Source organism: Buttiauxella sp. AC038 (assembly GCF_979253565.1).
The window spans coordinates 1,138,396-1,163,292 of record NZ_CEEDCQ010000001.1; the positions used below are offsets into that span (position 1 = coordinate 1,138,396).

Consider the following 24,897-nt stretch of genomic DNA (forward strand, 5'->3'; position numbering starts at 1 on the left):
ATCATGCTGACTGGTTTTCATTTTTCCACTCCCGTTCGTTTGGCTGCCCGGCAGCGCGGCTGTTGCTCAGTGCTTGCGCCTTTGGTGCGTCCATCACCAGTTGCCCTTCCTTCAGAACCAGAACACGTTCTACCAGTTCCAGCATCGGCACCCGGTGGGTGGCGACAATTAACGTACGGTTGCCAAGCCATTTCCCCAGGCGCTGAATAAATTCACGTTCGGTGTGGTCATCAAGGGAAGCTGTCGGTTCGTCGAGCAGCACAATATTGGGGGAGCGCAGCAGCATGCGGGCCAGCAAAATAGACTGGCGTTGGCCGCCAGAAAGCCCGGCGCCACCTTCCATAATGCCGTGATCGAGCCCTTTCGGCAGGTGCTTAACAAAATTGCCCGCACCGCTGATGTCCAGTACTTCGAAAATAGCTTCATCGCTGGCGTGTGGTGCGCCGAGCGTCAGGTTTTCACGCAGCGTGCCGTAAAACAGGCGGGCGTTCTGGCTGAGGAAACCGATATTGCGCCGTAAATCGGCCATATCAATTTGCGTCATGCTCAGGTTGTCGAGGCGCACATCACCATTCACCAGGTCGACGCCGCCCGCTAAAGCCTGAAGCAACGTGGATTTACCTGCGCCGTTGCGCCCCAGCACGGCCACTCTTTCACCTTGCTGGATTTCTAAATGGGCAATGCGCAGCGGAATACGCTGCTCGTCGCTGTGGTAGCGGAACTGTGCGTTTTCAAACAGATAGTGACCGTGGAAGATATCCTGGTGCACCAGGCTTTCATCGCGCTGGGTTTCGACAGGCAGTTGCATAATGCTGTCCAGCCCTTGTTTCGCGGCTTTGACTTGTTGCCAGCGAGCCAGCACGCCACACAGGTTTGCCATTGGCGCAATCATGCGTGACGCGAGCATTGAGGCGGCAACCATTGCACCGGTTGTCATATCGCCTTCAATGACCAGCGGCGCGCCAAACAGAATCACCGCTGCATACACCAGGCTTTGAATGGTTATTCCCCAGCTGATCAAACCTTGGGAGAGTTGTCGAGTGCGCAGGCCAGATTCCGCCGTAATACGGATGTAGCTATTCCACTGTTGCAGAAAGCGGTTTTCCGCCTGCATCAGTTTGATATCTTCAAGCCCTTGCACACTCTCCACCAGCACCGCATTGCGCAAAGTCGCTTCGTGCGCAGACTGGTTGGCGAGCATCGCCAGTTTTTTCTGAAGCAGGATGCCGGGCAAAACCATCAACACGGCGGCGACCGGCGCTATCCAGGCCAGTTGCGGGGCGATTATCGCCAGCACGATGATAAACATAAAAAAGAACGGCAAATCGACGATCGTTGAGATCGTCGATGATGTGATCATTTCGCGGATCTGTTCGAGTTCGCGAAGCTGGGAAATAAAGCTGCCGGTGGAGCGGGGCACCGCGCTGTTACGCAGGCGTAGCGCATGGCTGAAAACCCGGTCAGAGACGCGAATATCCGCCCGCTTACCGAGCACATCCATAATATGCCCGCGCGCCACGCGCAGCAGGAAACCAAAGATCACCGCCAGTAACACGCCCGATCCCAGTACGTAAAGAGTGGGGTAAGACTGCGCCGGGATCACCCGGTCGTAGACTTGCATTGAGAAGATAATCCCGGACAGCGACAGCACGTTGACCAGGAATGCGGCCAGCATGACCGGGCCATAAGGACGAACATCCTGCATCACCAGCTGTTTTAGCCAGTCCGGGCTAAAGCGCGAAATATACGCGTCTACGCGGCTGTCTTTTAATGCCGAGAGCGGGCGCAGGGCGGCAACAAAGCGGATTTCCGGCAGGAGTTCGCTAAGCGCCACTCGGTTGGTCTGGCGTTCGTTATCAATCACGCAGATATCAACGGTATCTTCGCCATCAAAATGTTCAATAACCGCCAGTTGGCCACTTTTTAAGTCCACCACCACCGGCAAGCGCCACTGGGTAATGGCACGCTGCGGGGCGCTTAACAGGTGAAAAGAGAGCCCCGCCTGGCGTGATAACTGCGTCAGTGCAGATAGCATGCCCTTGCCCCTGAACCACGGGGCGTTGGCCTGAATAGTGCCGGGTGAGCAGACCACGCGGTAGTGCGCCGCAACGTAGCTGATGGCATGCGCCCAGTTGCTTAGCGCCTGCTCGGTAAGTGACTCATCAACAGGAGGGGGAATTTGGCTCATGGCTGGATCTCCAGTGACTGGATGGTGCGATGTTCCAGACCAAATGCGTTACGCAACCGGCCGCTGTTATACAGGCAATTGAGCTGCAATTGATGAAGTTGGCTGAGGGTTTGCTGCTGTGCGAATCGCGCCTGGTAAACTTCCTGTTCGGCGTTGAGCACATCTAACAGCGGGCGCGAGCCTAAACCGAGATATTGCTGCTGATACAATTCACGCGTCTGCGCGCTTAACTCTTCCTGGCGTTGTAAAACCTGAATCGCCCCCATCAGGCCGAGAGCCTGGCTGCGTGACTCCATCAGTTTCTGGCGAATATCCAGACGCGTGCGCTGAACGCCTGATTGCGCCGCTTCTACCGCATGGCTTGCGGCGTTACGGCGTGCAGTTAAACCACCGCCCTGGTAAAGGGGCATTTCGACTTTGATAAACGCCGAATATTGCGTGCGGTCCAGCACTTCGTGGCTGGCGTATTTGTCGTTCAGATAGTGCTGAACCTGAGGCTCCAACGAAATAGTTGGGGTCATTTGCGCATTGGCGTAATCCAGGTTGGCCTGTGCGACGCTGGCCTGCGCCCATGAAGCCAGAACGGCAGGCACTAAGCGGTCATCGGGTTTGTCGATGTCACAACTTTTGCTGAGTTTGTTTGGGAAGTCATTGCTGATGCCGTTGAGGTTGTTCCACCCCAGCCAGCTCATTAACGTGGCCTGGGCACTGTCGAGATTGGCCTGGTATTGAATTAACTGCGAACGGGCGGATTCAATACGGGCGTTGGTTTGCACTACGTCTGACATGGACGTAGCGCCTTCGTCGTTACGTTGCTGCGTCAAATGGCCGACGGCGCTCAGGGCATCCAGTTGCTCTTTGGCAATATCGACCATTTGTTGCCACATCTGCACCTGAACCATGGCGGTGGCGGTGTCGTGCCCCACGTTATCAATGCTGACCAGTACGTTGGCTTGCTCCTGTGCCACACCCGCGCTTTCGGCCCGCACCTGGCTTGAGACTTTGCCGAAGTCGTAGAGCATCTGGGAAATCGACAGCACCAGCGATGGGCTGAATCCGCTGTCGGTGTAACTGTTGCTGTAGCCGTTATTCACACCCGCGCTAACTTGCGGATAGTATTTTGATTTTGCGACATTGACTTGTTCGGACTGGCCGGCAAGTTTGCCGATAGCTTCATTAATGGCGGGGTGCCAGGTAACAGCACGGTTTACCGCATCGTTGAGGGTCAGTGTTCCGGGCGCAGGGGCGTTTAACGGCAGGCTTGATGAGCCGTCAAGTGAGGGGAGCTCATGCTGTTGGGCAAGTCCCTCAGGCGTAATGAACTGTGGAGTGTCATCGGCATATGTTGTTTGGGCTACACACAGGCTGCATGTCAGCCACAAAGCGACAGGCTGTAATTTTCCCATAATTTATCCCTTTTAAAAGTCATTACGTTCAAATTGGTGCTGTCATTGCTGTTGTGATCGTGTCGGATGTCGCTTCGCTAATCCGACCTACGGACTGCTGTTACTGTTTTTTTTGTCATGTCATTGACGCTAATCCACCATTTTCCCGGGCGTCTTTGCGCCCGGGTTATTCTTGGCTATCAGGTAATAATGTGGTTCTGTTGCACCAGCTCATCGAGCGTGACGTGGGTGTTCTCCAGTGTGACCAGTTGGGTTGAGCTGTGGGTGGCAGCGGTGCCGTCGCGGTCGATGGAGATGACTGTGCTGGTACCGTTGTAACTAACGCTCAGGTAGTTGGCGATGTTGGATGTTGCCGGGTTCCAGCCGGTAAGCAGGTCGTGGATATTGATTTTGTCGCCATCCGCCATATGGAAGTCCTTCCAGGTATCGGCACCGTTGCCCCCTGTCGCATTTGCGCTGTTGAGCAGATGATAAACAAGCGTGTCGCCATAAGCTGAGCCGTTAATTACATCGCCTTGCGCGGTGCTGACAAATTGCGGGTTCATATTGATGGTGAGCGTCGCCGTGTCGGAATGGCCATTCTGGTCGTTCAGGGTGTAAGTAAATGTCTCCTTGGTGGTCATTGACGCAGGCGAAACACCTGCATTGAGGGTGTAGGTGTACGCGCCATCAAGCCCCATAACCAGCGTGCCGTAATGCCCCTGAATCGTGGCGGTGGAGCTGCTGTCCGTCAGTGGGTTGAGCGTCGTGGTCGTGCCGTTGAAACCGGTAATACTGAGCAACGTGTGAACGGTACCGAGTTGGTCAATCGCACCTGAGGAGTTGCTACCGTCGTAGATATTGCCGTTGACCGAGCTACCCGCAAGCGTTGAGTAGCTGTCCAGATCGATAGTGGTGCCGGTGACCGATGGAGTGATGGTGATATCGCCAACCGTCAGCGCGCCCGCGTTGCCGGTGTAGCTCAGTGTCCAGGTTCCTGAATGCAAATCCAGGCCACTGAGATCGACATTCGCTGTGCCTCCTAAGAGCGCGGAACCATTTATCGTACCGCTTCTGGTAAAGCCTAATCCGTCTGAGATTGTCCAGTTGATTGATACACCGCCCAGAGCCAATACGGAGACAACGTTGAAATGCAGTATCGGGTTATGCAGTACATCATTGTTGCCTACCACAAAGGTGCCGCTGCCATCGCCATGGGTGGATGAAAGTAGAGCTGTTCTCCATGTAACTGTTCCTACAGTCGTATCCGAATAAACCGCCGTCGCTTGTGCCGTATTAACCGCCATCACGCCGCTGATGTCATTAAACGCATCCACGGTATGTGGGGTAGCCGTGATATTCAGCGATGCGGAGTCGGTATCGCCGTTAGATGAAGTCACGGTATAAACGAAGCTGTCCGGCGTTTTGATGCTGTCGGCACCCAGGCCGCTGTTCAGCTTGTAGGTGTAATTCCCTGCGGCATCAATAGTTAGCGTGCCGTATTCGCCAACAATAGTGGTGGTTCCGCTGGCCGCAACAGCGACGCCGTTGACCTGCGTGATGTGGCCGGTGTTACCTGCGGTAAAGACGTCATCCGTCAATACATTACCGTTTGTCGTCGCGGTGACGCTTTCCACCGCATAAGTATGATCCTGCAAGATATTCAGGGTGTAGCCGGTCAGCGCCGTTACGCCCGTGGCGTTATTAAGCAGGAACAGATATTCGCCGCCCGGTAACGTGAGGGTTAATTGCCCTGACGTCCCGCCCAGCAACGGCGCGGTCAGCCAGGTATTCACCACTTTATATTGCTCATATTGCTGGGTGACATCGTTGAACTTGTAGACGTAAAGGTCAAAGGTTGACAGCAATGCCACGCCGCCAACGCTTGCCTGTAACGTCATGGTGCGCGTGGAGCCATCATCGACATCAAAGATTATCGGGTTGGCCATGTTAGCCAGCACGTTCGCGTTCAGCACATTCCCCAGCCCCACAGAAACCACCGAGAAGCCACTTTGCTGGGATGCGCCGTGGTTTACTGCTTCCACATCGGTGTTGTAGGTCAGTGCCGCGGTGTTATCCGTTGCCGTTACGCTGCTGGCTGGCGCGCCATTACCGAGTGTGACCACCAACTGAGCGGTGTCGCTGATACCGTTTTGGGTGATGGTGTAGCTGAAGTTTTCGGTATGCCCGAGTACTGCCGCCGTGGTGTTATTCAACGTGTAGGTGTAACTGCCGTTCTGGTTGATATGCAGAGTGCCGTACAAGCCATTAATATCGGCACCGCCTGCGCCAACAACCAGTACTTGCCCCTGTGCGTTAGTGACCGATGTGACAACCGTACCTGCCGGGGCGGTATCCTGCCCACCGCTCGGGTCGATATCGGTTATGACGTTCCCCTGATGCGATGTTTCACCCGTCACAACACCTGGGCCAACTTGCTCAACGGCGACGTCGAGACTGGTTAGTGAACCGGTCGCCAGCAGATTAGTGTTGTAACTCAGCACACGATAAGTGCCTTCAGGCAGGTTATCGATTTTGAACGTAATGCCGCTGGCCCCAATGGTTAACAGGTTGGCAAATTGTGCCTGCGATGAGTCGTAAACGGTGCTCCATGTGCCAGTGCCGGAATCGAACCGTTGAACGGCCACTTCCAGCGAGTTGAGCAGCGTCAGCACGATGCCGGTTGCGGCAGCTTCAATCGTGATATTCCCGGTTCCTGCGCCCACGTTAAACTGGACTTGCGCCGTGTCATTGCCGAGCACCTGTACTGAGTTGCCCAGCGCACCGACTAATAGCACGCCATAGTCGTTGTAATGGACCGGTGGCGAGACAGTCGCAGTGCTGCTCAGTGCCAAATCAATCACGTTGTCATTGGCGGCCAGTGGCAGAGTTGGTGCGATAGCGGTGACGGACGGCGACGTGTTGCCTGCTGCATCGCTGGCGGTCACTGAAAGCTGCTCGCCGCCAATTTCACGCGTTGGCAGTGTCAGGCTGTACGCCCCGCTGCCGTTAGCCGTGGTTGTGATAACAGTGCCACCAGGTAGCGTGATGTTTACTGTGCTGTTGGCTTCGGCAGTACCGCTGATAGTGGTGCCATCAGCACTGATGGTTGCCGTTGGCGTCGGTGGCGCGATGGTATCCACGGTAACGGTAATTGCCGTTGATGGGCTACCGGTGCCGTTGACGTTGGTGGCCGTTGCAGTAAAGGCATGAGATCCATCAGTGAGCGTGCCAGGTGTATAACTCCAGGTACCGTTCGTTGCTACGACGGTCCCCATCAACTGACCATTGTTATAGATACTGACGGTGGCACCGACGCCTGCCGTGCCATTGATGGTTGGCGTGGCATCGTTGGTACTTTGCCCGTTAGCCACACCTCCGGTCACTGGCGCAGCATCATCCAGGATGCTGGTGATCACCGGCACGCCCGGTAATGCGGTGTTCGGTGCGCTAAACCCGGCAGAAGCGCCGGTGTTACCCGCGACATCCTGGGCTGTGGCGAACAGGGCTTGCGAGTTGGTTTGTGCAGGTGAAATTGATGCGCTAAATTTGCCTGTGCCATCAGCCGTCGCGGTGCCGAGAACGACTCCTCCGCTGCCAGTAATCGTGACAAGACTGCCTGCTTCGGCATTCCCGGTCACGATGGTTCCCGTTCCATTAACGGTCATGCCCGTTGGTGCGGTTGGTGGCGTGATATCAACCACAATCACCGATGGCAGCGACGTGGTGCTGATGTTGCCCGCCACATCGGTCGCGGTGACGGTGAAGGTGTGGCTGCCTTCTGCCAGTACTGCCGTTGGTGAAGTGTAGGTCCAGTTGCCGCTGCCATCGGCGATGACGGTGGTATACAGCGCACCGTTATCGTAAATGTTGACCGTCGATCCCGCTTCTGCTGTGCCGTTGAGCGTTGGTCGGTTGTCGTTGGTGACTTGCCCGCTACCGAGCGCGTTATTCGCCACGCCGCCAGCGACATCATCAACAATTGACGAAATAACCGGTGTGGTTGGGGCTGTGGTATCGACGGTAATGGCAAAACCGGCTGTCGGGCCACTGACGTTCCCCGCAGCATCCGTTGCGGTAAGGGTGATGGTATGCAAGCCCGTCGGCAGTGGCGTGGTCGGCGTAAAGGTCCAACTGCCGCCAGCAGGAACCGTTACGGTGCCAATCGGTGTGCCGCCATCGAGGATGGTAATAGTTGTGCCCACTTCACCCGTGCCGCTGATCGTTGGGCGCGCATCGTTAGTGACTTGCCCATTCGTGAGGTTGGCGTTAAACACGCCGCCTGCCACATCGTCATACACAGTTGGCAGCGCAGGCGTTACCGGTGTGCTGGTATCGATTGTCAGCGTGAAGCTGCCAGAGACAGCCCCGACGTTACCCGCCGCATCGGTGGAGGTTGCCGTAAAGATATGCTGACCATCGTTCCGGACTGGCGGTGTATAGCTCCAGGTGCCCGTCGCGCTGGCAGTCACTGTGTCGAGAAACACGCCATTGTCAGAAATACTCACTATCGAGTTGGCTTCCGCCGTCCCGCTCAACAACGGCTGGTTGTCGTTGGTCGACTGCCCATTGACCAGTGCGCCAGTGACCGGGCCGACATCATCAAACGCCTGAATAACAATCGGTGCCGTTGGTGCCGCCGTATCGACGACGATATTGAAAGTATTAGACGGTGAGCTGACATTGCCCGCGCTATCCGTTGCGGTCACGGTAAATGCGTGGTTGCCGTTAGTGAGCGGTGAACCCACTGGTGGCGTAAAGTTCCATGTTCCGTCTGTGGCGCTGGCGTTAACGGTGCCAATCAGCGTGCCGTTGTCGTAGATTTTTACGCTCGCGCCGTTTTCTGCCGTACCGCTAATCAGTGGCAGGGTGTCATCAGTGGATTGGCCGCTGGTTAAATCACCTTTTTCAGTACCCACATCGTCTGCAATATTGGTAATAGCAGGAGTACCCGGTGCGGCCAAATCAACCACCACGTTAAAGATGGCCGATGGTGCACTCACGTTGCCTGCGGCATCTGTTGCGGTCACGGTCAGATTATGTGAGCCGCTACTTAACGCGGTTGGTGGGGTAAAGCTCCAGGTGCCACCAGAGCCAACAGTTGCGGTGCCAAGCGGAGTAGGGTTACTGCCATCGTAAATTTTGATGGTGGAGCCCACTTCTCCCGAACCGGTGATAGCAGGGCGCGTTTCGTTGGTCGGCTGGCCACTGGTGATCGGCCCAATATTTGGCGCGGTATTATCGGTAACTGTCACAATTAACGGTGCGGTTGGGGCGACAGAATCCACAACGACCGTGAAGGCGGAAGACGGATTACTGATATTCCCTGCCGCGTCCGTGGCGGTGACGGTCAGGTTGTGGCTGCCCTGGCCGAGTGCAGTGGTCGGATCCAGAGACCACTCGCCATTTCCATTAGCCGTCGCCGTACCAACAATCGTATTGCCATCTTTGAGCGTAATAACGGCATTGGCTTCACTGGTGCCGCTTAAGGTTGGCAGGGTGTCTTTTGTCGATTGCCCGCTTGTCAGCGTGACATTGCCCACTTGAGTCTGATCATCGACGACCAGTGTGATAGCCGGAACTATCGGTGCCGTTGTATCAATGACGGCATTAAAGGTGGTTGCCGTGCTGACGTTGCCCGCGGTATCCGTGGTGATGATGGTCAGATTATGGCTGCCATCAGTTAGCGCTGGGTTCGGGGTGAAGTTCCAGTTACCTGTGCCATCAACCAGGGCAGTACCGATAACGTTACCGTTTTCGCTAATGGTGATAGTGGAATTCGCCTCGGCTGTTCCGGTAAAGGTTGGTGTGTTGTCATTGGTCGGTACGCCAGAAATGACTGGCGCAGGTGTTCCTACGTTGTCAGTGACACTGCTGATCACAGGCGCTGTTGTGAGCGTATCAACGTTTACCGAGAAGCCAGCAGAAGGTGCGCTGACATTACCGGCCGCATCAGTTGAAGTGACGGTTATCGGATGTAAGCCCTGTCCCAAATCGGTGGTCGGCGTGAAGGTCCATGTCCCTCCAGTGCCGACTATGGCGGTACCGATCGACGTGCCATTATCAAGGATCGTGATAGTTGACCCAATTTCACCGCTGCCTGTGATCGTTGGGCGAGGATCATTGGTGGCCTGGCCGCTGGCGACATTGCCTGTTATCGGCGCCACATCGTCAGTGACGGTAGTGATGGTGGGTTGCGTTGGTTGAACAGTATCAACAGTAATCACAAAGTTCGGTGATTTGCCACTAAACAGGCTGCCGTTGTTCTGGAGAACGGCGAAGGTATGCTGACCCTCTGACAACGGAGTCGTAAATTGGTAAGTCCATACTCCTGATGCATCGGCTGTAACCGGTGGTTGTTCGATCCCATCAATATAGACCGTTACGTCGGCATTGCTTCCAGCCAGGCCGCTGAGCGTCGGCAAGTTATCGTTGGTGCTTTGCCCGCTAGTCAGATTGGCAGTGTTCGGTGTGACATCATCGAACACCTCAATAGTTGGCGGCTGTAGAGCATTAGAAGTAACGGCCGAGAATGGTGTGCCAGGACTTTGGTTGCCTGCTAAATCCTGAGCAATTGCGGTTAACTGCAAACCAGTGGTTTGTGCAGGGGAGAGCGTCACGGTAAATGCGCCAGTTCCCGGGGCGGCGACGGCAGTGCCCAAAACAGTTCCACCGCTGTTCTTGATAATGACCGTACTGCCAGGTTCGGCAGTGCCGCTGACGAGGGTACCCGTCTGATCGGTTGGGCTTGTGACAACCGGCGCTGGTGGTGGCAGGGTATCTACGTGCAGAGTGATCGGTGCTGCAGCGGTTACGCTATTGCCCGTAGGATCGGTGGCTTTGATTACCAGATCGTGATTGCCTTCCGTAAGCGTTGGGGCAATCGTCCATGTGCCACCAGCACCGACGGTAGTGCTGCCAAGTGCGGTTGTACCATCGGTATCATAAATGGTGACGGTGCTGCCAACCTTACCGGTACCGTTGAAGGTTGGCGTAGTGTCGTTGGTGTAACTTCCACTGGTTAGCGAAGTGGTGACCGGTGAAACATCATCAACAATGTCAGTCACCACTGGGGCGGTGAGCGGCGTGCTATCGACCGTGAGCGTAAAGTTTGCTGATGGGTTACTGATATTGCCTGCCGCGTTGGTTGCCGTCGCGGTGAAACTTTGCAGCCCTTCCGGCAGCGTTCCCGTTGGCGTCAGGGACCAGGTTCCACCGGCGACCACAACCGCTGTGCCAATGACCGTGGTGCCGCTATACAGCGTGATGGTATCGCCGACTTCGCCAGTGCCCTGGAAGACGGGCTTGTTGTCATCGGTGACCTGGTTATTCAATACATCGCCCGTTTTGCCGCCGACATCATCAACAGCGAGGCTAATGACCGGTGCAGCAGATGGCGTGAGATCGACCGTAAAGGTGAAATCAGTCGACGCCGGGCTTGTGTTGCCCGCCGCATCGATTTCCTTGACGGTCAATGTATAGGTTCCAGCAGTGAGCGGCGTGGTTGGGTCAACGCTCCACGAGCCGTCTGCCCGTACCGTGGTTTCGCCGAGTTTTAGCACCCCGTTGTAAAGCGCAATGGTATCGCCCGCAGTGGCACCAGTGCCGGTAAAGGTTGGCGTGGTGTCGTTGGTGCTGCCGTTATTGGCGATGACTCCAAGGCCAGGAGCCTGGTCATCAATGACCGTGAATGTGGTGGGTGCCAACGGTGCTAAAGAATCGACGGTCAGGGTAAATGCCGCAGACGGCAGGCCGACATTGCCCACCGGATCGGTCGCGACCGCGGTGAGGCTATGCGGGCCTTCATTCAGCGCAAGATCGAATGACCATGTGCCGCCTGCTGGAACGATAACTGTGCCAATCGGCGTGGTGCCACCGTTGTCATAGATATTGATTGTCGCCCCTTCTTCCCCGGAGCCCGTCAGTATTGGCGTCCCATCCTGCGTACTGCCACCGGTGTTAATCGTGGCGGCAGCACCGCCAACAACGCCTTCCGCTGTGAGGATCAATGGCGCATCAGGCGGGGTGGTGTCTACCGTTAAATTAAAGTCGGCAAGCAGACTTGCATTGCCCGCAGCGTCAGTTGCGACGGCATGCAGATTGTGCGGGCCCTCGGTCAATGGGTGGTCAGGCGTTATGCTCCACAGCCCATCGTCACCCACTGCGAAGGTGCCAATCGGGGTGTTGCCGTCATAAAGGGTAATAGTTGTGCCCGCAGGCCCGGTGCCGCTTAGTTCTGGCAGGGTGTCATCCGTTGATGCGTTGTTCAAAAGAGGGAGCGTAATGCTGCCCACATCATCATCCGCACTGTCGATAGTCGGAGTGTCTGGCGTGGTGGTGACGACGGTAATCACAAACTCGGCTGACGGCGCGGTGGTGTTGCCCGCAGCGTCAGTAGATGTCACGGTGAAATGGTACTCTTTGTCATCGAGCGCCGGAGAAGGGGTGAAAGTCCAGGTACCTGATGCGTTAACGGTGACCGTTTCCTGAATGGCTCCGCCATCAGTAATGGTCACTTCAGTGCCGGGTTCGCCGGTCCCACTTAGCGTCGGGGTTGAATCATTGGTGAAACCGTTATTTGGTACCGAGCCTGTGATCGGCGAAGCGTCATCGCTGATTAGCGTGATCACCGGGGCTTGTGGGGCAATTGAGTCAACGGTAAGCGTAAACGCAGACGCAGGACTCGTGTTGCCATCGGCATCCGTCGCGGTGACAGTCAGGTTATGCAGTCCTTGTCCCAGCTCAGTCGTCGGCGTGAAGCTCCAGATGCCGCCAGTATCGGCGGTAACGGTGCCGATTGGCGTGGTTCCGCCGTTGTCATAGATGTTGATGGTTGCACCCGGTTCGGCGGTGCCTTGCAGCTCCGGTCTTTTGTCGTTGGTGATATCGCCGTTGTCCAGATTACCCGTGATATTGGCAACATCGTCAATCACAGCGACAATCACCGGAACCGCGGGTGGTGTGGAGTCGGGGGCATCAACCGGCGCTTCTGGCCCGGTGTTACCGGCTTTATCTGTTGCGGTGACTTCCAGCGTTTCGCCGTTGGTTTGCGCGGGAGTTATAGTGACGCTAAAGCTGCCGTCATCCCCGGCTTTTCCGTCGCCCAGTGGGTTGCCGTTACTGTCGCTAACCGTCACTGTGCTGCCGGGTTCGGCATTCCCCGTGACGATTGTGCCATCGTCGTTAACGGCCAAATCCGTTGGCGCGAGAGGGTCGGTGTTGTCCTGTGCAAGCACGCCGGTATTCGGGCCTTTGTTACCTGCTGCATCTGTGGCACTGACCAACAGCGCTTCGCCGTTCGTTTGCGCCGTCGCCAGCGGGTTGACATCAAATACTCCATTGATATCCGCAGTGCCTGTTCCCAGCACCACGCCATTCCCGTCCGTGACGGTAACAATGCTGCCAGCTTCCGCCGTGCCGGTGACATGCAGACCATCCGTTGTGACCAGCAATCCGGTTGGCGCGGCGGGTGGGGTGGTATCAACAATCACGGTATAGGTATTTGATACTGTGCTGACGTTGCCCATGGCGTCCGTGGCGGTGACGGTGAAACTGTGGCTGCCTTCACCCAGAGCCGTTGGCGTGTAGCTCCAGATACCCGTTCCATCGACAAGGAATGTGCCAATCACCGTGCCGTTATCACTAATGGTAATGGTGGAATCAGGTTCTGTTGTTCCGCTGAGAATCGGCGTGGTGTCGTTGGTTGATTGCCCGGAGAGCACCGGCACTTGCAGAGTGTCATTATTATCAACTGCACCGGTGATAACTGGCGCAGCAGGTGCGGTCGCATCAATATCAATTGTAAAACTTGTCGATACGCCCCCGACGTTCCCGGCCAGATCCGTCGCCTGGGCGGTAAAGATATGTTCGCCATCAGGCAGATTCGAGCCTGATGTGAATGTCCAGGTTCCATCTGTGCCAACCAGAGCGGTGCCCAGTGGGTTGTTATTATCGAAAATGGTCACTGTTGTACCGGCTTCACCGGTGCCGTGAATGGTTGGGCGCGGATCGTTGGTCGCCTGATTGTTTGTTAGCTCACCTGTTCCTGGCGTGACGTCATCCACCACACCTGTGATCGCAGGCGCGTCAGGCGCCGCAGTATCAATCGTGACGGTGAAGTTGACGGTAAATCCGCTGGTTTCTCCGAGGACTGTTTGAGTTGCCGTGAAGGTATGTTGGCCCTGTAGCAATGGTATAAGGGGCTGGTAGCTCCAGTTTCCACTGCCGTCCACTGAGATAATTATCGGGAGTGGGTTGTTATCAATATAGAGATTCACGGTCGCATCAGGTGTTGCCGTCCCGTGAACTTCTGGCTGCGTGTCATTGGTAGATTGCCCGTTGCTGACATTCCCAACGACAGGAGCTTGGTCATCAACAAGCAGCGTGATGACAGGCGGTTGCGGCAGGCCGGAGTTGCTGGCATTGAAGCTGGTTGAATCGCTGGTATTTCCGGCAGGATCCTGAGCAACGGCAGTCAGCGTTCCACCCGCGGTTTGTGCCGGGGAAATATTAACAGTGAATGCGCCGGTGCTGCTGTCAGCCGTCCCTCTGCCGATTTCTTGGTCGCCTGCGTCTTTAATAATGACGATGCTGCCTGGTTCGGCAGTGCCGGTGACTGTCGTCCCCGTAATTTCAACGGGCTGAGTGATTTCAGGTGCTGATGGTGGCGTGGTATCGACCGTAATGACAATCGGTGCTGATGGCCCGACGGAATTACCCGCAGGATCGGTCGCACCGATAGTCAGAGAATGCTGCGTTTCGCTAAGTTCTGGCAGCATAATTGACCAGCTACCATCCGGGGCGACAACGGTTGTGCCAATCGGCGTGGTTCCACCGTTATCATAAATATTAATTGTGCTGCCAGCGGTGCCTGTGCCGTTAAAGGTTGGCGTTTTGTCGTCCGTGAAACTGCCATTGGTCAGCGGGGTTTGAATCGCCCCAACGTCATCCACAATGCCCGTTACCACTGGTTCGGTGAGCGGGGTGGTGTAAATGGTCAAGGCGAAATTGGCCGAAGGATCACTGATGTTACCGACTGCATCGGTCGCGGTTGCGGTCAGATTTAATGGGCCGTCTGCCAGCGCCACGGTTGGGGTGATGCTCCAGACTCCGCCCGAAACGGTTGTGACGCCAAGTAAAGTGCTGCCATTGTAGAGCTTGATGGTATCGCCATCGACACCCGTTCCGTGGAAGGTGGGGGTCGTGTCGTCAGTAATACCGCCGCTGAGTACCGGCTGCTGGAGATCACCGACATTATCGTCGGCATTCAAAATGAGCGGGGCGTCGGGTGGTGTGGAGTCGGGGGCATCAACCGGCGCTTCTGGCCCGGTGTTACCGGCTTTATCTGTTGCGGTGACTTCCAGCGTTTCGCCGTTGGTTTGCGCCGTCGTTAGTGGGTTAACATCAAATACTCCATTGATATCCGCAGTGCCTGTTCCCAGCACCACACCATTCCCGTCGGTGACGGTAATAATGCTGCCAGCCTCCGCCGTGCCGGTGACATGCAGCCCATCATCGGAAACCCGTAAGTCAGTGGGGGCAGAGGGAGGCGTGTGGTCGACGATAAATGTCGGACTGGTCGTAGTTTTACTAACGTTACCTGCAGGATCGGTTTGAATCAGAGTGATGGTGTGATTGCCGTCGGCGAGCGGTTGAGTTGGGGTGAAGCTCCATTTTCCATCACTACCAACCGTGATCTGAGCGATCTGAATGCCGTTATCAAAGATGGTGACTTTGTCACCTGCCTCGCCGGTGCCGTGGATTATTGGAGCGGTTTCATCGGTATATGTACCGCTAACGATAGATCCTTTGATACTACCGACATCATCTTGTAGCTGATCAACTGCGGGAGCTTCGGGTGCTACGGTGTCGATGGTAATCGTGTAACTTGGCGAGTGAGTACTTTCACCCTTGGCATTGGTTGCCGTAACACTAAATGAGTGCGAGCCATCAGATAGCGCGGTGGTTGGGGTGTAGCTCCAGTTGCCGCTAGCATCAACGACTGCGGTGCCAATTTCTTTGCCGCCATCATAAATATGAACGGTTGTTCCGGCCTTGCCGGTGCCCTGAAGCGTTGGTGTATTATCGTTAGTAGATTGAGTTTTTGGGACGGTGCCTAGTACTGGGGCGACATCATCCACCACATTGGTGAGTGTAGGTGCATCCGGTAATGGAATATTAGGTGCAATGACCGTGGCATCAGGGCCTGTGTTTCCGGAAGGATCGGTAGCATGAGCTGTCAGATCTTCACCGCTGATCTGCGGGTTTTTTAGCGGGATAGTGAAAGTGCCATCGCTGCCAGCGGTGCCTTTTCCGATAATTTGGTCGCTAGGATCTGTAATTGTCACTGTACTGCCAGGTTCAGCTTTGCCTGTGATCGTTTTACCATCTGCTGAAACATTTAAATTTGTTGGTGCAGCAGGGGGCGTGACGTCATTGGCTGGAGGTGGCGGGTTTGGATTGCCCGGGCCTCCATTGGAATTGCCTTTATCATTATCTCCGCCACCACCTCCTCCGCCCCCGCCACCCGCAGCAAGAGCAATACCGCCCGCAACAGCGACGCCACCTAAAACCCATGGCCAAATGGCAGCGCCACCGTGGTTTTCTGCACCTGTGGCTGCCATGAGTTCATCGATATTGTTGATATGTTCGAAGTGAAAAGCAGAGTCTGTATCCTGCACCCACCACAAAGCACCATGATTGTCTTCGAGCACCAGCTGGTTGCCGCCCTGATCGGCGAAAGCGTAGAAATTTTTAACGGTAATCACTTCGCCGTCATGCAGAGTGATAACCATATCCTGGTTAGTTCGAGTGATGCTGGCGATATCAGAGCGTTCGGCTTTAAGTTCGACAATAGAAGGAGCTGTTAGCGTAATTTCAGAGGCTTCGACATTGTTCGTTACGCCGGTAAGTTTTGAGATGATTGATATTGAACGCATTGTTATCACTCCATTCGGTGTGAAACTGGGGCAGCCTTAAGCTTTGCTTATGCATACGAATAATTTCCCCCGGAACGAAGTGTTAAAATGATCTCATTAAAGTATGAAATTTTAAGCAAACGAGTCCCGCCGTCAGAATATTAACGACTAACATTATTGATAATAGATAAATGTTGTGTCTGGCAGGGCGTTAACTCATATAAATTTGAGATTCATACTTATGTATCATTTCAATTCAGGGTTAATGAAGATATAGACAGGATTGAATGAAAACGCAAATTAAGCCGCGCTAAAGCAATGTTTTAGAGATTGTTAATAAATTTTTTCATTGAAAAAAAGTTATAGGCGCATGAGTTTTACTGATAATCATAACGAGTGATGTTGTCTGTAGTATATTGATTTCATTTGTTTAATTTTTGTTTCTTGTACTCTCCGATTCTGTGCCGTTCTTCATTTATTATCAGATTTTAACACTTTGTTTATTGTGGTTATTGGCGTGTAGATAAACGATGCGGTTATTTTGTTGAAATAGAAATGAATTATGATAACCGTGAGGCAGAGCAGGTATATTTATCAAATTGAAGCGCAAATATTAAATGGACCCAGCGGTTTTATTTGGGTAGCACAGAAATTAATAAAGGTGAGGATCTATTTTTATAACAGTTGTTTTCCAGAAGTGATTTTAGATAGGGGAATACAGTTTTGGGTTTATTTGTTAAAACATTAATGAGGTTTCTCAGTGCTGGCCTTGTAAAGCTAAAGCCAGCACTGCAAGAGATGCTTATCGACCAGCGTGTTTCATAATGCGCGCTTTATCTACCGCCCACTCTTTGTCTTTCAGGTCATTACGCTTGTCGTGTTGTTTTTTACCTTTTGCGACGCCGATTTTCACTTTGCACCAGGCGTTTTTCCAGTACATCGACAGCGCCACAACTGTATAACCATCTCGGTTAATACGGCCGTAAAGATTATCCAGCTCACGTTGGTTAAGCAGGAGTTTACGGGTACGCGTAGGGTCACAAACCACATGGCTTGATGCCACGTTTAACGGGGTAAAGTTTGCGCCAAACAGGAAGGCTTCGCCATCGACTAAAATGACGTAGCTGTCACCGATGTTGGCTTTCCCTGCACGTAGCGATTTTACTTCCCAGCCTTGTAGCACGAGGCCCGCTTCAAACTCATCTTCGATAAAGTATTCATGGCGGGCGCGTTTGTTTTGCGCAATGGTGGCTGAACCTGGTTTGAATGCTTTTTTCTTTGTCATAGTGCTGCTCAGTATAAGTAATCCAGGAGTTCAAATACACCCCGCTTCGCTGCGAGGATGAAGGCATATCTTAGCACGGCTCTAGCCTAAGAGTTTTTCTTTGCGTGATGATAAATGTTATTATTTGCCCGTTTTGTGACTCTCAGGAAATGCTATGCCTCAGATTACCCGTACTGCGCTAGTGCCTTACAGCGCGGAGCAGATGTATCAATTAGTGAACGATGTGAAATCTTACCCAGATTTTTTACCTGGTTGCACAGGCAGCCGGGTGATTGACGCGTCGCATGATCAGATGACGGCGGCGGTAGATGTTTCTAAGGCAGGTATCAGCAAGACCTTCACTACGCGCAATACGCTTACAAGCAATCAAAGCATTCTGATGCATCTTGTCGATGGGCCATTCAAGTCATTGATGGGGGGCTGGAAGTTTACGCCGCTGAGCGCTGAAGCATGCCGTATCGAGTTCCAGCTTGATTTTGAATTTACTAACAAACTGATCGAACTGGCGTTTGGCCGTATCTTCAAGGAACTTGCGGGGAATATGGTTCAGGCGTTTACCGTTCGCGCCAAAGAGGTCTACAGTGTCGCCTGAAATTAAGGTCGAAGTCGTTTACGCGCTACCGGAAAAGCAGTACTTGCTCAAGGTACGACTGGCGCAAGGCAGCACTGTTGAACAGGCTATTGCCGCATCGGGAATTCTCGAACTGCGCACGGATATCGATTTGGCAAAGAACAAAGTAGGTGTTTTTAGCCGACCGGTAAAACTCACCGATACGGTTAATGATGGCGACAGGGTGGAAATTTATCGACCTCTGATCGCTGATCCGAAAGAGCTCAGACGCCAGAGAGCTGAAAAAGCTGCTCAGAAGTAGCCAAAAAAAGGTGCCGATTGGCACCTTTTTTATTGGTTATTCTTTTTCCAGCTTTGGCTTGTTGTCGATGTTGGTCAACACACCGCTGCTGTTGAAGGTTAGCGTCAGCGTTTGCTGAGTGACATTTTCATGTCCCGGTTGCTGGCGGAAAACATAGAACCAGGTACTTGTACCGAATGGATCGGTCATCATTGGTGTACCCAGAGCATACGCAACTTGTTGTTGAGTCATGCCAGTCCGAATCTTTGACACATCATTCTGTGTCAGGTAGTTCCCCTGGTTAATGTCGGGGCGGTAAACCACTCGCTCCAGAGTGGAACAGCCTGCGGTCAGCATAAGAAGAACCGCTGCGGCAGCAGTCAGCGTTTTACAGCGCATAGTGATTTGATTCCTTTTCGGGCCCGAGCAGCACATGGCTCATTCATAATATGCCGATGATAATAAACCTTTACGCAGTTTAAAACATTAAGGCGCTTAACTCTGACCCTGGTTCGGCAAAAAAGTTGGCTTAAAACATGCTCAATTAACAATATGCTAGCGGAATGCTTGTTTTTTGAACGATGAATATCGTGCACTGCATAATGTGTATCGACAATAGCCGTTAAGCTGCCAGTAACTCTTTTGCGTTGGCAAGTGTATTGCGTGTGACTTCGCTGCCACCGAGCAAACGAGCCAGCTCTTGCAGGCGTGAGCGTTTATCCAACGGCTGCATATGGGTTTCCGTCATTTCACCATCTGTTTCTTTGCTGACAAAGAAGTGATGATGCCCACAACCGGCAACCTGTGGCAGGTGGGTTACACACATGACTTGCGTGGACGCGCCCAACTGGCGGAGTAATTTGCCTACCACTGCGGCGGTTGGGCCGCTGATTCCGACATCGACTTCATCGAAGATTAAGGCCGGAGTTTCCATTTTACGCGCTGTGATAACCTGAATGGCCAGAGCAATGCGTGAAAGCTCACCTCCGGAAGCCACTTTTGCCAGTGGTTGTAATGGCTGGCCAGGGTTAGTCGTTACACGGAAATCAATGCGGTCTGCACCTTCGGCGGTTAGGTGATTTTCGTTAAAATCTACGTCGATAGCCAGTTTGCCGTGTGGCATTGATAGCGAATGCATGCTTTCGGTAATCAATTCGCAAAGCTCGGCAGCGTAATGTGCACGGCGTTGATGCAATTCATGCGCGATACTCAGTGCTTGCTGATGATGGAGAGTCACTGCTTGCATCAGTTCGTCCTGAGAGCTGGCCTGCTCGTCGAGCTGTTGCAACTCTTCCAGGACTTGCTGGTGGAAAGCCGGCAATTCTTCCGGTGCAATGTGGTGTTTGCGTGCCAGCGAGATTTGCCTGGAGATGCGTTGCTCCAGCTCATACAAACGGTTTGGGTCCAGATCCAGGCGGTCACAGTAGTGGCGTAACTCATCGCTGGCTTCTGAAATCTGAATGTTCGCCTCTTCAAGCATATTCAATACACCAGATAGTTTTGAGTCCATTCCGGCTAATTCTTCCATCAGATGGCGCACGGTATACAGTTGGCTTTGCAGATTGTTATCTTCACCATCGGCAAGGATCGCCAGCGCTTGTTGGCTGGTGGAAATCAGTTGCCCGCTGTTTGCCAGCCGTTTGTACTCTTCATCGATTTGTTCGAATTCACCTGCGACAGGTGAGAACTCATTGAGTTCTTTTAGCTGGTAATTCAGCAGTTCAGTACGTGATGCACGTTCCTGAGCAAGTTGCTGATACTGTGCAAGAGTTCGGCAGCTTTGATGCCACTCGCGGTAGCGTTCTGCCATTTGCTGCAAGAGGGCTGTTTCCCCGGCATAACCATCGAGCAGGTTTTTTTGATGCTCAGGTTTCAACAAAAGTTGGTGCGCATGCTGACCGTGAATTTGAATCAGCATCTGGCCGAGGTCACGCAGTTGCGAAAGGGGAACGGCAGTGCCGTTAATAAAGCCGCGTGAACGACCATCACTGCTGATAACACGGCGCAATAAGCACTCGCGCCCATCATCAAGCTGGTTTTCTTCCAGCCAACGCAGGGCTGCAGGGGTATCTTTCAGGGAGAAACGAGCGCAGAGGTCGGCACGGCTGGCACCACGGCGCACCATGTCTGCTTCAGCGCGTCCGCCTAGACACAACCCCAGGGCATCAATCGCGATAGATTTGCCAGCACCCGTCTCACCGGTAATGGCGGTCATACCGTGGTGAAAATCAATTTCCAGTTCACGAACGATTGCGAAGTTACTGATGGTGAGTTGTGCCAGCATAATAGCTTTCCTGTATGAAAAGACATGACTGTGTTTTCATACAGTATAAACTGGTTTTATATACAGTAAAGGGCCGGGGCCACTTTTTAGAACAATTTTTTTGACCAGCCCAGTTTTGAACTCAATGTGTTGAAATAACTGTAATCTTTTGGATGGATAAGATTGAGATGGTAATCGCAACGGCGAATTAGCACATCTTCACCTTCCTGAATCGGTAGGGCAATCTGGCTGTCACAGCTGATTTCCAGGTCGCTACGCATGTGCGAGAACCGCAGGCGGATAGTGCTGCTGCTGTTGATAACCAGCGGGCGGGCAGAAAGCGTGTGCGGGAACATTGGCACAAGCGTAATGGCATCAAGCGATGGGGTCAGAATTGGCCCGCCAGCAGAGAGCGAATAGGCTGTAGAACCGGTTGGCGTCGAGATAATTAACCCGTCGGAACGCTGTGAGAACGCGAAGACTTCATCGATATAAACTTCGAATTCAATCATATGGGCCACTTTACCCGGGTGAAGCACCACTTCGTTAATCGCAGTACTCAGGCGGGTCGGGGTATCTTGCTGGCAAACCTGGGCTTCCAACAAAAAGCGGCGTTCTGCGATGTAATGCCCTTCGAGGACATCGGCCAGTTGCTGTTGTGCGTTATCCGGGTCAAGGTCAGTAAGAAAACCCAGGTTGCCACGGTTAATGCCGATGACTTTGATATCATAGCGAGCAAGAACGCGGGCTGCGCCAAGCATATTGCCATCACCACCAACCACAACGGCGAGATCGGCCTGCTGACCAATTTCTGCCAATGTGCCGGTTTTAACGTTTTTGAGGTTAAGTTCCTGGGCAATTTGCGACTCAACAATGACATCGTAGCCCTTGGTGCATAGCCAGCGATACAGCATTTCATGCGTGGTGAGGGCTGTGGGGTGACGAGGGTGCCCGACAATACCAATGCAGTTGAAATGTTTGTTCATTATGCCGATGGTCCTTATACGCAGAGATGCAGTCATTTATGACAATATGTCACGTTCCCTTGAATCCAGGAAACTGATCCCCATAATAAGCGAACCAGCGAGATGAATGCTAAAAACGCGGAGAAATTCATGAGTAGTAAAGATCAGAAAACACCAGACGAGCAAGTCTCGGACGAAATTGCAATGGAAAGCCACGAAGAAGTCGAGGCCGTAGAGGGTGCCGAAGTGGTTGATCCGCGCGATGAACAAATTGCCGATTTAACAGCACAACTGGAAGAAGTTCAGCAGCGCGAGCGTGACCTGGCGTTACGCAACAAAGCGGAAATGGAAAACCTCCGTCGCCGCACCGAACTCGATATTGAAAAGGCGCACAAGTTCGCTTTAGACAAATTCGTCAACGAACTGCTGCCTGTTATCGACAGCCTTGACCGTGCTCTGGAAGTGGCTGATAAGTCCAACACTGATTTGGCCGCCATGATTGAAGGCATCGAATTAACTCAGAAATCGATGCTGGATGTGGTGCGCAAATTTGGTGTGGATGTGGTTGGCGAAACTAACGTGCCGTTCAACCCGGATGTGCATCAGGCAATTGCGATGGTTGAATCTGAAGATGTAGCACCAAACCATGTACTGATGGTGATGCAGAAGGGTTACACCCTGAATGGTCGCACACTGCGTGCAGCAATGGTTTCGGTTGCTAAAGCAAAAGCGTAATTCGCCCAATTGCTTTAAATAAAAAGCCAGCCTTCGAGGCTGGCTTTTTTGTTTCTATTTCTGTTCAACACTTTGTCGCAGTGGCGTCACCGGGGTCACTCGAACTTGTTTAATCATGTTGTCCTGAACATCAAGAATATCAATGTCGTAGTGGCTTAACCGCACCCGTGTTTCGATGGCCGGAATCTCTTGTAGCTCTTCAAGGATCATGCCGTTAACCGTCCGGGCTTCATCTTCCGGCAGCGTCCAGTTAAAGGCTTTGTTGATTTCACGGACGTTTGCGCTGCCTTCGATAATGACGGAACCATCGTTTTGTGGCGTAACTTCTTCGGCAAGTGTAGGCGACATTGACGTGGTGAAATCACCGACAATCTCTTCAAGAATATCCTCAACCGTCACCAGCCCCTGAATATCACCGTATTCGTCGACGACCAGGCCCACTTTCTTCTTGTTGCGCTGGAATTTCACCAGTTGAACGCTCAGTGGCGTGCCTTCAGGAACGAAATAAATTTCATCTGAGGCGCGCAGCAGCGTTTCTTTAGTGAACTCCTGCTTTTCCGTCATTAAACGGTAGGCTTCACGCACGCGCAGCATGCTGATTGCATCATCCAGCGTATCGCGGTAAAGCACGATGCGCCCGTGCGGGGAGTGTGTCAGCTGGCGAACAATAGATTTCCAGTCGTCGTTAATATCAATCCCGACGATTTCATTACGCGGCACCATGATGTCGTCGACACTGATTTTTTCCAGATCGAGCACGGAAAGCAGCATGTCCTGGTTGCGGCGAGATATTTTTGAATGGGACTCATGCACCAGGGTACGTAATTCGTCTTTGTTTAGCGCGCTACTGACGGTGCTGACGTTTTTGATACCCATAAGGCGCATCAACATACGCGTGATGATGTTCAGTAGCCACACCAGGGGCATCATCAGGATTTGCAGCGGGCCGAGCAGGAAGCTGCTCGGGAAGGCGACTTTTTCTGGATACAGCGCGGCGATAGTTTTTGGCAGTACCTCAGCAAAGACCAGAACCACGAAGGTGAGGATACCGGTTGCGATAGCAACACCAGCATCGCCGTATAAACGCATGCCGACGATGGTGCCGATGGCTGAGGCCAGAATATTGACCAGATTATTACCAATGAGTACCAGGCTAATCAGGCGGTCTGGTTTGCGAAGCAGTTTTTCCACCCGTTTAGCGGCGCGGTTACCTTGCTTGGCAAGATGACGCAACTTATAACGGTTAAGCGTCATCATGCCGGTTTCAGAGCCCGAGAAGTACGCTGAAACGACTACCATGATGATCAATGTGACAATCAACGTAGTCGTTGAGATCTGTTCCAAAAGGATGTTCCTTTAAAAAGACAACATTAGCCGACAAATTGTTGCAGGACGCGGCTACCAAAATAGGCGAGTGTCAGAATTGCAGCACCAGCGACGTTAAACCAGACCACACGGCGGCCTCTCCAACCTTCATGATAGTGTCCCCAAAGTAAAACGATGTAGACAAACCATGCGAGAATCGACAATACCGCTTTGTCGACGTTTTCCAGGCTGAAAAGATTTTTCAGATAAAATAGGCCGGTGCAAAGGGTTAACGTCAGCAGAACAACACCGACTTGAGTGATGTGAAACATTTTGCGCTCAATGCTCATCAACGGCGGCATTTCAGTACGGAAAGCGAGTTTTTTATTTTTGAGCTGATAATCAATCCAGGCCAGCTGCAGTGCGTAAAGCGCAGCAATAATCAGAGTAGCGTAGGCAAAGAGCGACAGGCCAATATGCACCATCATTCCTGGCGTCGCTTCCAGGTGAGTGATGAATTCGTTAGGCATAAAGGTGGCAAACGCCAGATTGATTAAGGCAAAAGCGTAAACAATCGGTAACAGCAACCACCCGCGATTGCGCGATGCCACAATTGTCATAACGGTACAAATCATCAGACTGACAAGCGAGCCGACGTTAAGCAAGCTGAGGTTCTGACCTCCATCGGCGTTAAAAATGCGCGCTTCAAGCGCCAGACCGTGGCTTACCAGCGCAATAACGGCTGATATAATGGCAAAACGGCGCCATCCGCTGTTTTTTGTCAGCAGGGCGGGGATAATCAGCGCGAGGCTGCTGGAATAGGCTACAAGCGCAAGGATTGCGAAAACAGGCATATAAAGTGTCGGTCAATTAGCCAGAGATGAAAAAAAGCAGTATAACGTTACCTGCCGCCTGCTCCAACTCTAACCGTTGAATCAACCGTTGCATCACACCAAAGGCGGCTTCATGTTATAATCCGCCAAATTCTGTTTTGTGTCGCAAG

The 24,897-nt window shown here is 53.0% G+C and carries 12 protein-coding genes; 3 read left to right on the forward strand and 9 right to left on the reverse strand.

Features of this window, described 5'->3' with window-relative positions; translation table 11 throughout:
- Position 1: 1 nt before the first annotated feature.
- The 4 genes from AC0IXI_RS05425 to smpB form a co-directional block, all read right to left on the reverse strand.
- Positions 2-2,188 (reverse strand): type I secretion system permease/ATPase, encoded by a 2,187-nt coding sequence (locus tag AC0IXI_RS05425; protein WP_471682039.1) that lies wholly within the window; start codon positions 2,186-2,188, stop codon positions 2-4.
- Entirely contained in the window at positions 2,185-3,594 is a 1,410-nt protein-coding gene (locus AC0IXI_RS05430; RefSeq protein WP_471682040.1) for a TolC family outer membrane protein, read from the reverse strand. The genes AC0IXI_RS05425 and AC0IXI_RS05430 overlap by 4 nt, the downstream gene beginning before the upstream one ends.
- Positions 3,595-3,773: 179 nt before the next feature.
- Positions 3,774-16,511: a BapA/Bap/LapF family large adhesin gene (locus tag AC0IXI_RS05435; RefSeq protein WP_471682041.1), complete on the reverse strand. Its 12,738-nt coding sequence runs from the start codon at positions 16,509-16,511 to the stop codon at positions 3,774-3,776.
- A 781-nt stretch (positions 16,512-17,292) separates the two neighbouring features.
- Entirely contained in the window at positions 17,293-17,775 is a 483-nt protein-coding gene (smpB, locus tag AC0IXI_RS05440; RefSeq protein ID WP_064513222.1) for an SsrA-binding protein SmpB, read from the reverse strand.
- Between the two features lie 154 nt (positions 17,776-17,929).
- Between smpB and AC0IXI_RS05445 the strand changes: the two genes are divergently transcribed.
- A complete protein-coding gene (locus AC0IXI_RS05445) occupies positions 17,930-18,367 on the forward strand; it encodes a type II toxin-antitoxin system RatA family toxin (RefSeq protein WP_034457334.1) in 438 nt (145 codons plus the stop codon).
- Entirely contained in the window at positions 18,357-18,647 is a 291-nt protein-coding gene (locus AC0IXI_RS05450) for an RnfH family protein (RefSeq protein WP_413499166.1), read from the forward strand. The genes AC0IXI_RS05445 and AC0IXI_RS05450 overlap by 11 nt, the downstream gene beginning before the upstream one ends.
- Positions 18,648-18,683: 36 nt before the next feature.
- Here AC0IXI_RS05450 and bamE read toward each other — a convergent pair whose 3' ends face one another.
- From bamE to nadK, 3 genes are all read right to left on the reverse strand, one after another.
- A complete protein-coding gene (gene bamE / locus AC0IXI_RS05455; RefSeq protein ID WP_034457332.1) occupies positions 18,684-19,025 on the reverse strand; it encodes an outer membrane protein assembly factor BamE in 342 nt (113 codons plus the stop codon).
- 223 nt (positions 19,026-19,248) lie between these two features.
- Complete coding sequence (gene recN, locus AC0IXI_RS05460; protein ID WP_134184224.1) at positions 19,249-20,910, reverse strand: DNA repair protein RecN; 1,662 nt, start codon at positions 20,908-20,910, stop codon at positions 19,249-19,251.
- Between the two features lie 86 nt (positions 20,911-20,996).
- Entirely contained in the window at positions 20,997-21,875 is an 879-nt protein-coding gene (nadK, locus tag AC0IXI_RS05465; protein WP_064513216.1) for an NAD(+) kinase, read from the reverse strand.
- A 129-nt stretch (positions 21,876-22,004) separates the two neighbouring features.
- Between nadK and grpE the strand changes: the two genes are divergently transcribed.
- Positions 22,005-22,589, forward strand: coding sequence for a nucleotide exchange factor GrpE (grpE, locus tag AC0IXI_RS05470; RefSeq protein WP_034459893.1), 585 nt, complete (start codon positions 22,005-22,007; stop codon positions 22,587-22,589).
- 54 nt (positions 22,590-22,643) lie between these two features.
- On the opposite strand, the gene AC0IXI_RS05475 is transcribed toward grpE, so the two are convergent.
- Together AC0IXI_RS05475 and AC0IXI_RS05480 are read right to left on the reverse strand one after the other, a co-directional pair.
- Entirely contained in the window at positions 22,644-23,933 is a 1,290-nt protein-coding gene (locus tag AC0IXI_RS05475) for an HlyC/CorC family transporter (protein WP_064513214.1), read from the reverse strand.
- Positions 23,934-23,959: 26 nt separating this feature from the next.
- Positions 23,960-24,748 carry a cytochrome C assembly family protein gene (locus AC0IXI_RS05480; protein ID WP_413499164.1) on the reverse strand — a complete coding sequence of 263 codons (789 nt, stop codon included), beginning with the start codon at positions 24,746-24,748 and terminating at the stop codon, positions 23,960-23,962.
- Between the last annotated feature and the right edge of the window lie 149 nt (positions 24,749-24,897).

What these genes read in the sequence shown, in the direction of transcription:
- nadK (WP_064513216.1), bottom strand. Translation starts at nt 21,875, where the DNA reads ATGAACAAACATTTCAACTGCATTGGTATTGTCGGGCACCCTCGTCAC.
- AC0IXI_RS05435 (WP_471682041.1), bottom strand. Translation starts at nt 16,511, where the DNA reads ATGCGTTCAATATCAATCATCTCAAAACTTACCGGCGTAACGAACAAT.
- smpB (WP_064513222.1), bottom strand. Translation starts at nt 17,775, where the DNA reads ATGACAAAGAAAAAAGCATTCAAACCAGGTTCAGCCACCATTGCGCAA.
- AC0IXI_RS05425 (WP_471682039.1), bottom strand. Translation starts at nt 2,188, where the DNA reads ATGAGCCAAATTCCCCCTCCTGTTGATGAGTCACTTACCGAGCAGGCG.
- bamE (WP_034457332.1), bottom strand. Translation starts at nt 19,025, where the DNA reads ATGCGCTGTAAAACGCTGACTGCTGCCGCAGCGGTTCTTCTTATGCTG.
- grpE (WP_034459893.1), top strand. Translation starts at nt 22,005, where the DNA reads ATGAGTAGTAAAGATCAGAAAACACCAGACGAGCAAGTCTCGGACGAA.
- recN (WP_134184224.1), bottom strand. Translation starts at nt 20,910, where the DNA reads ATGCTGGCACAACTCACCATCAGTAACTTCGCAATCGTTCGTGAACTG.
- AC0IXI_RS05445 (WP_034457334.1), top strand. Translation starts at nt 17,930, where the DNA reads ATGCCTCAGATTACCCGTACTGCGCTAGTGCCTTACAGCGCGGAGCAG.
- AC0IXI_RS05430 (WP_471682040.1), bottom strand. Translation starts at nt 3,594, where the DNA reads ATGGGAAAATTACAGCCTGTCGCTTTGTGGCTGACATGCAGCCTGTGT.
- AC0IXI_RS05480 (WP_413499164.1), bottom strand. Translation starts at nt 24,748, where the DNA reads ATGCCTGTTTTCGCAATCCTTGCGCTTGTAGCCTATTCCAGCAGCCTC.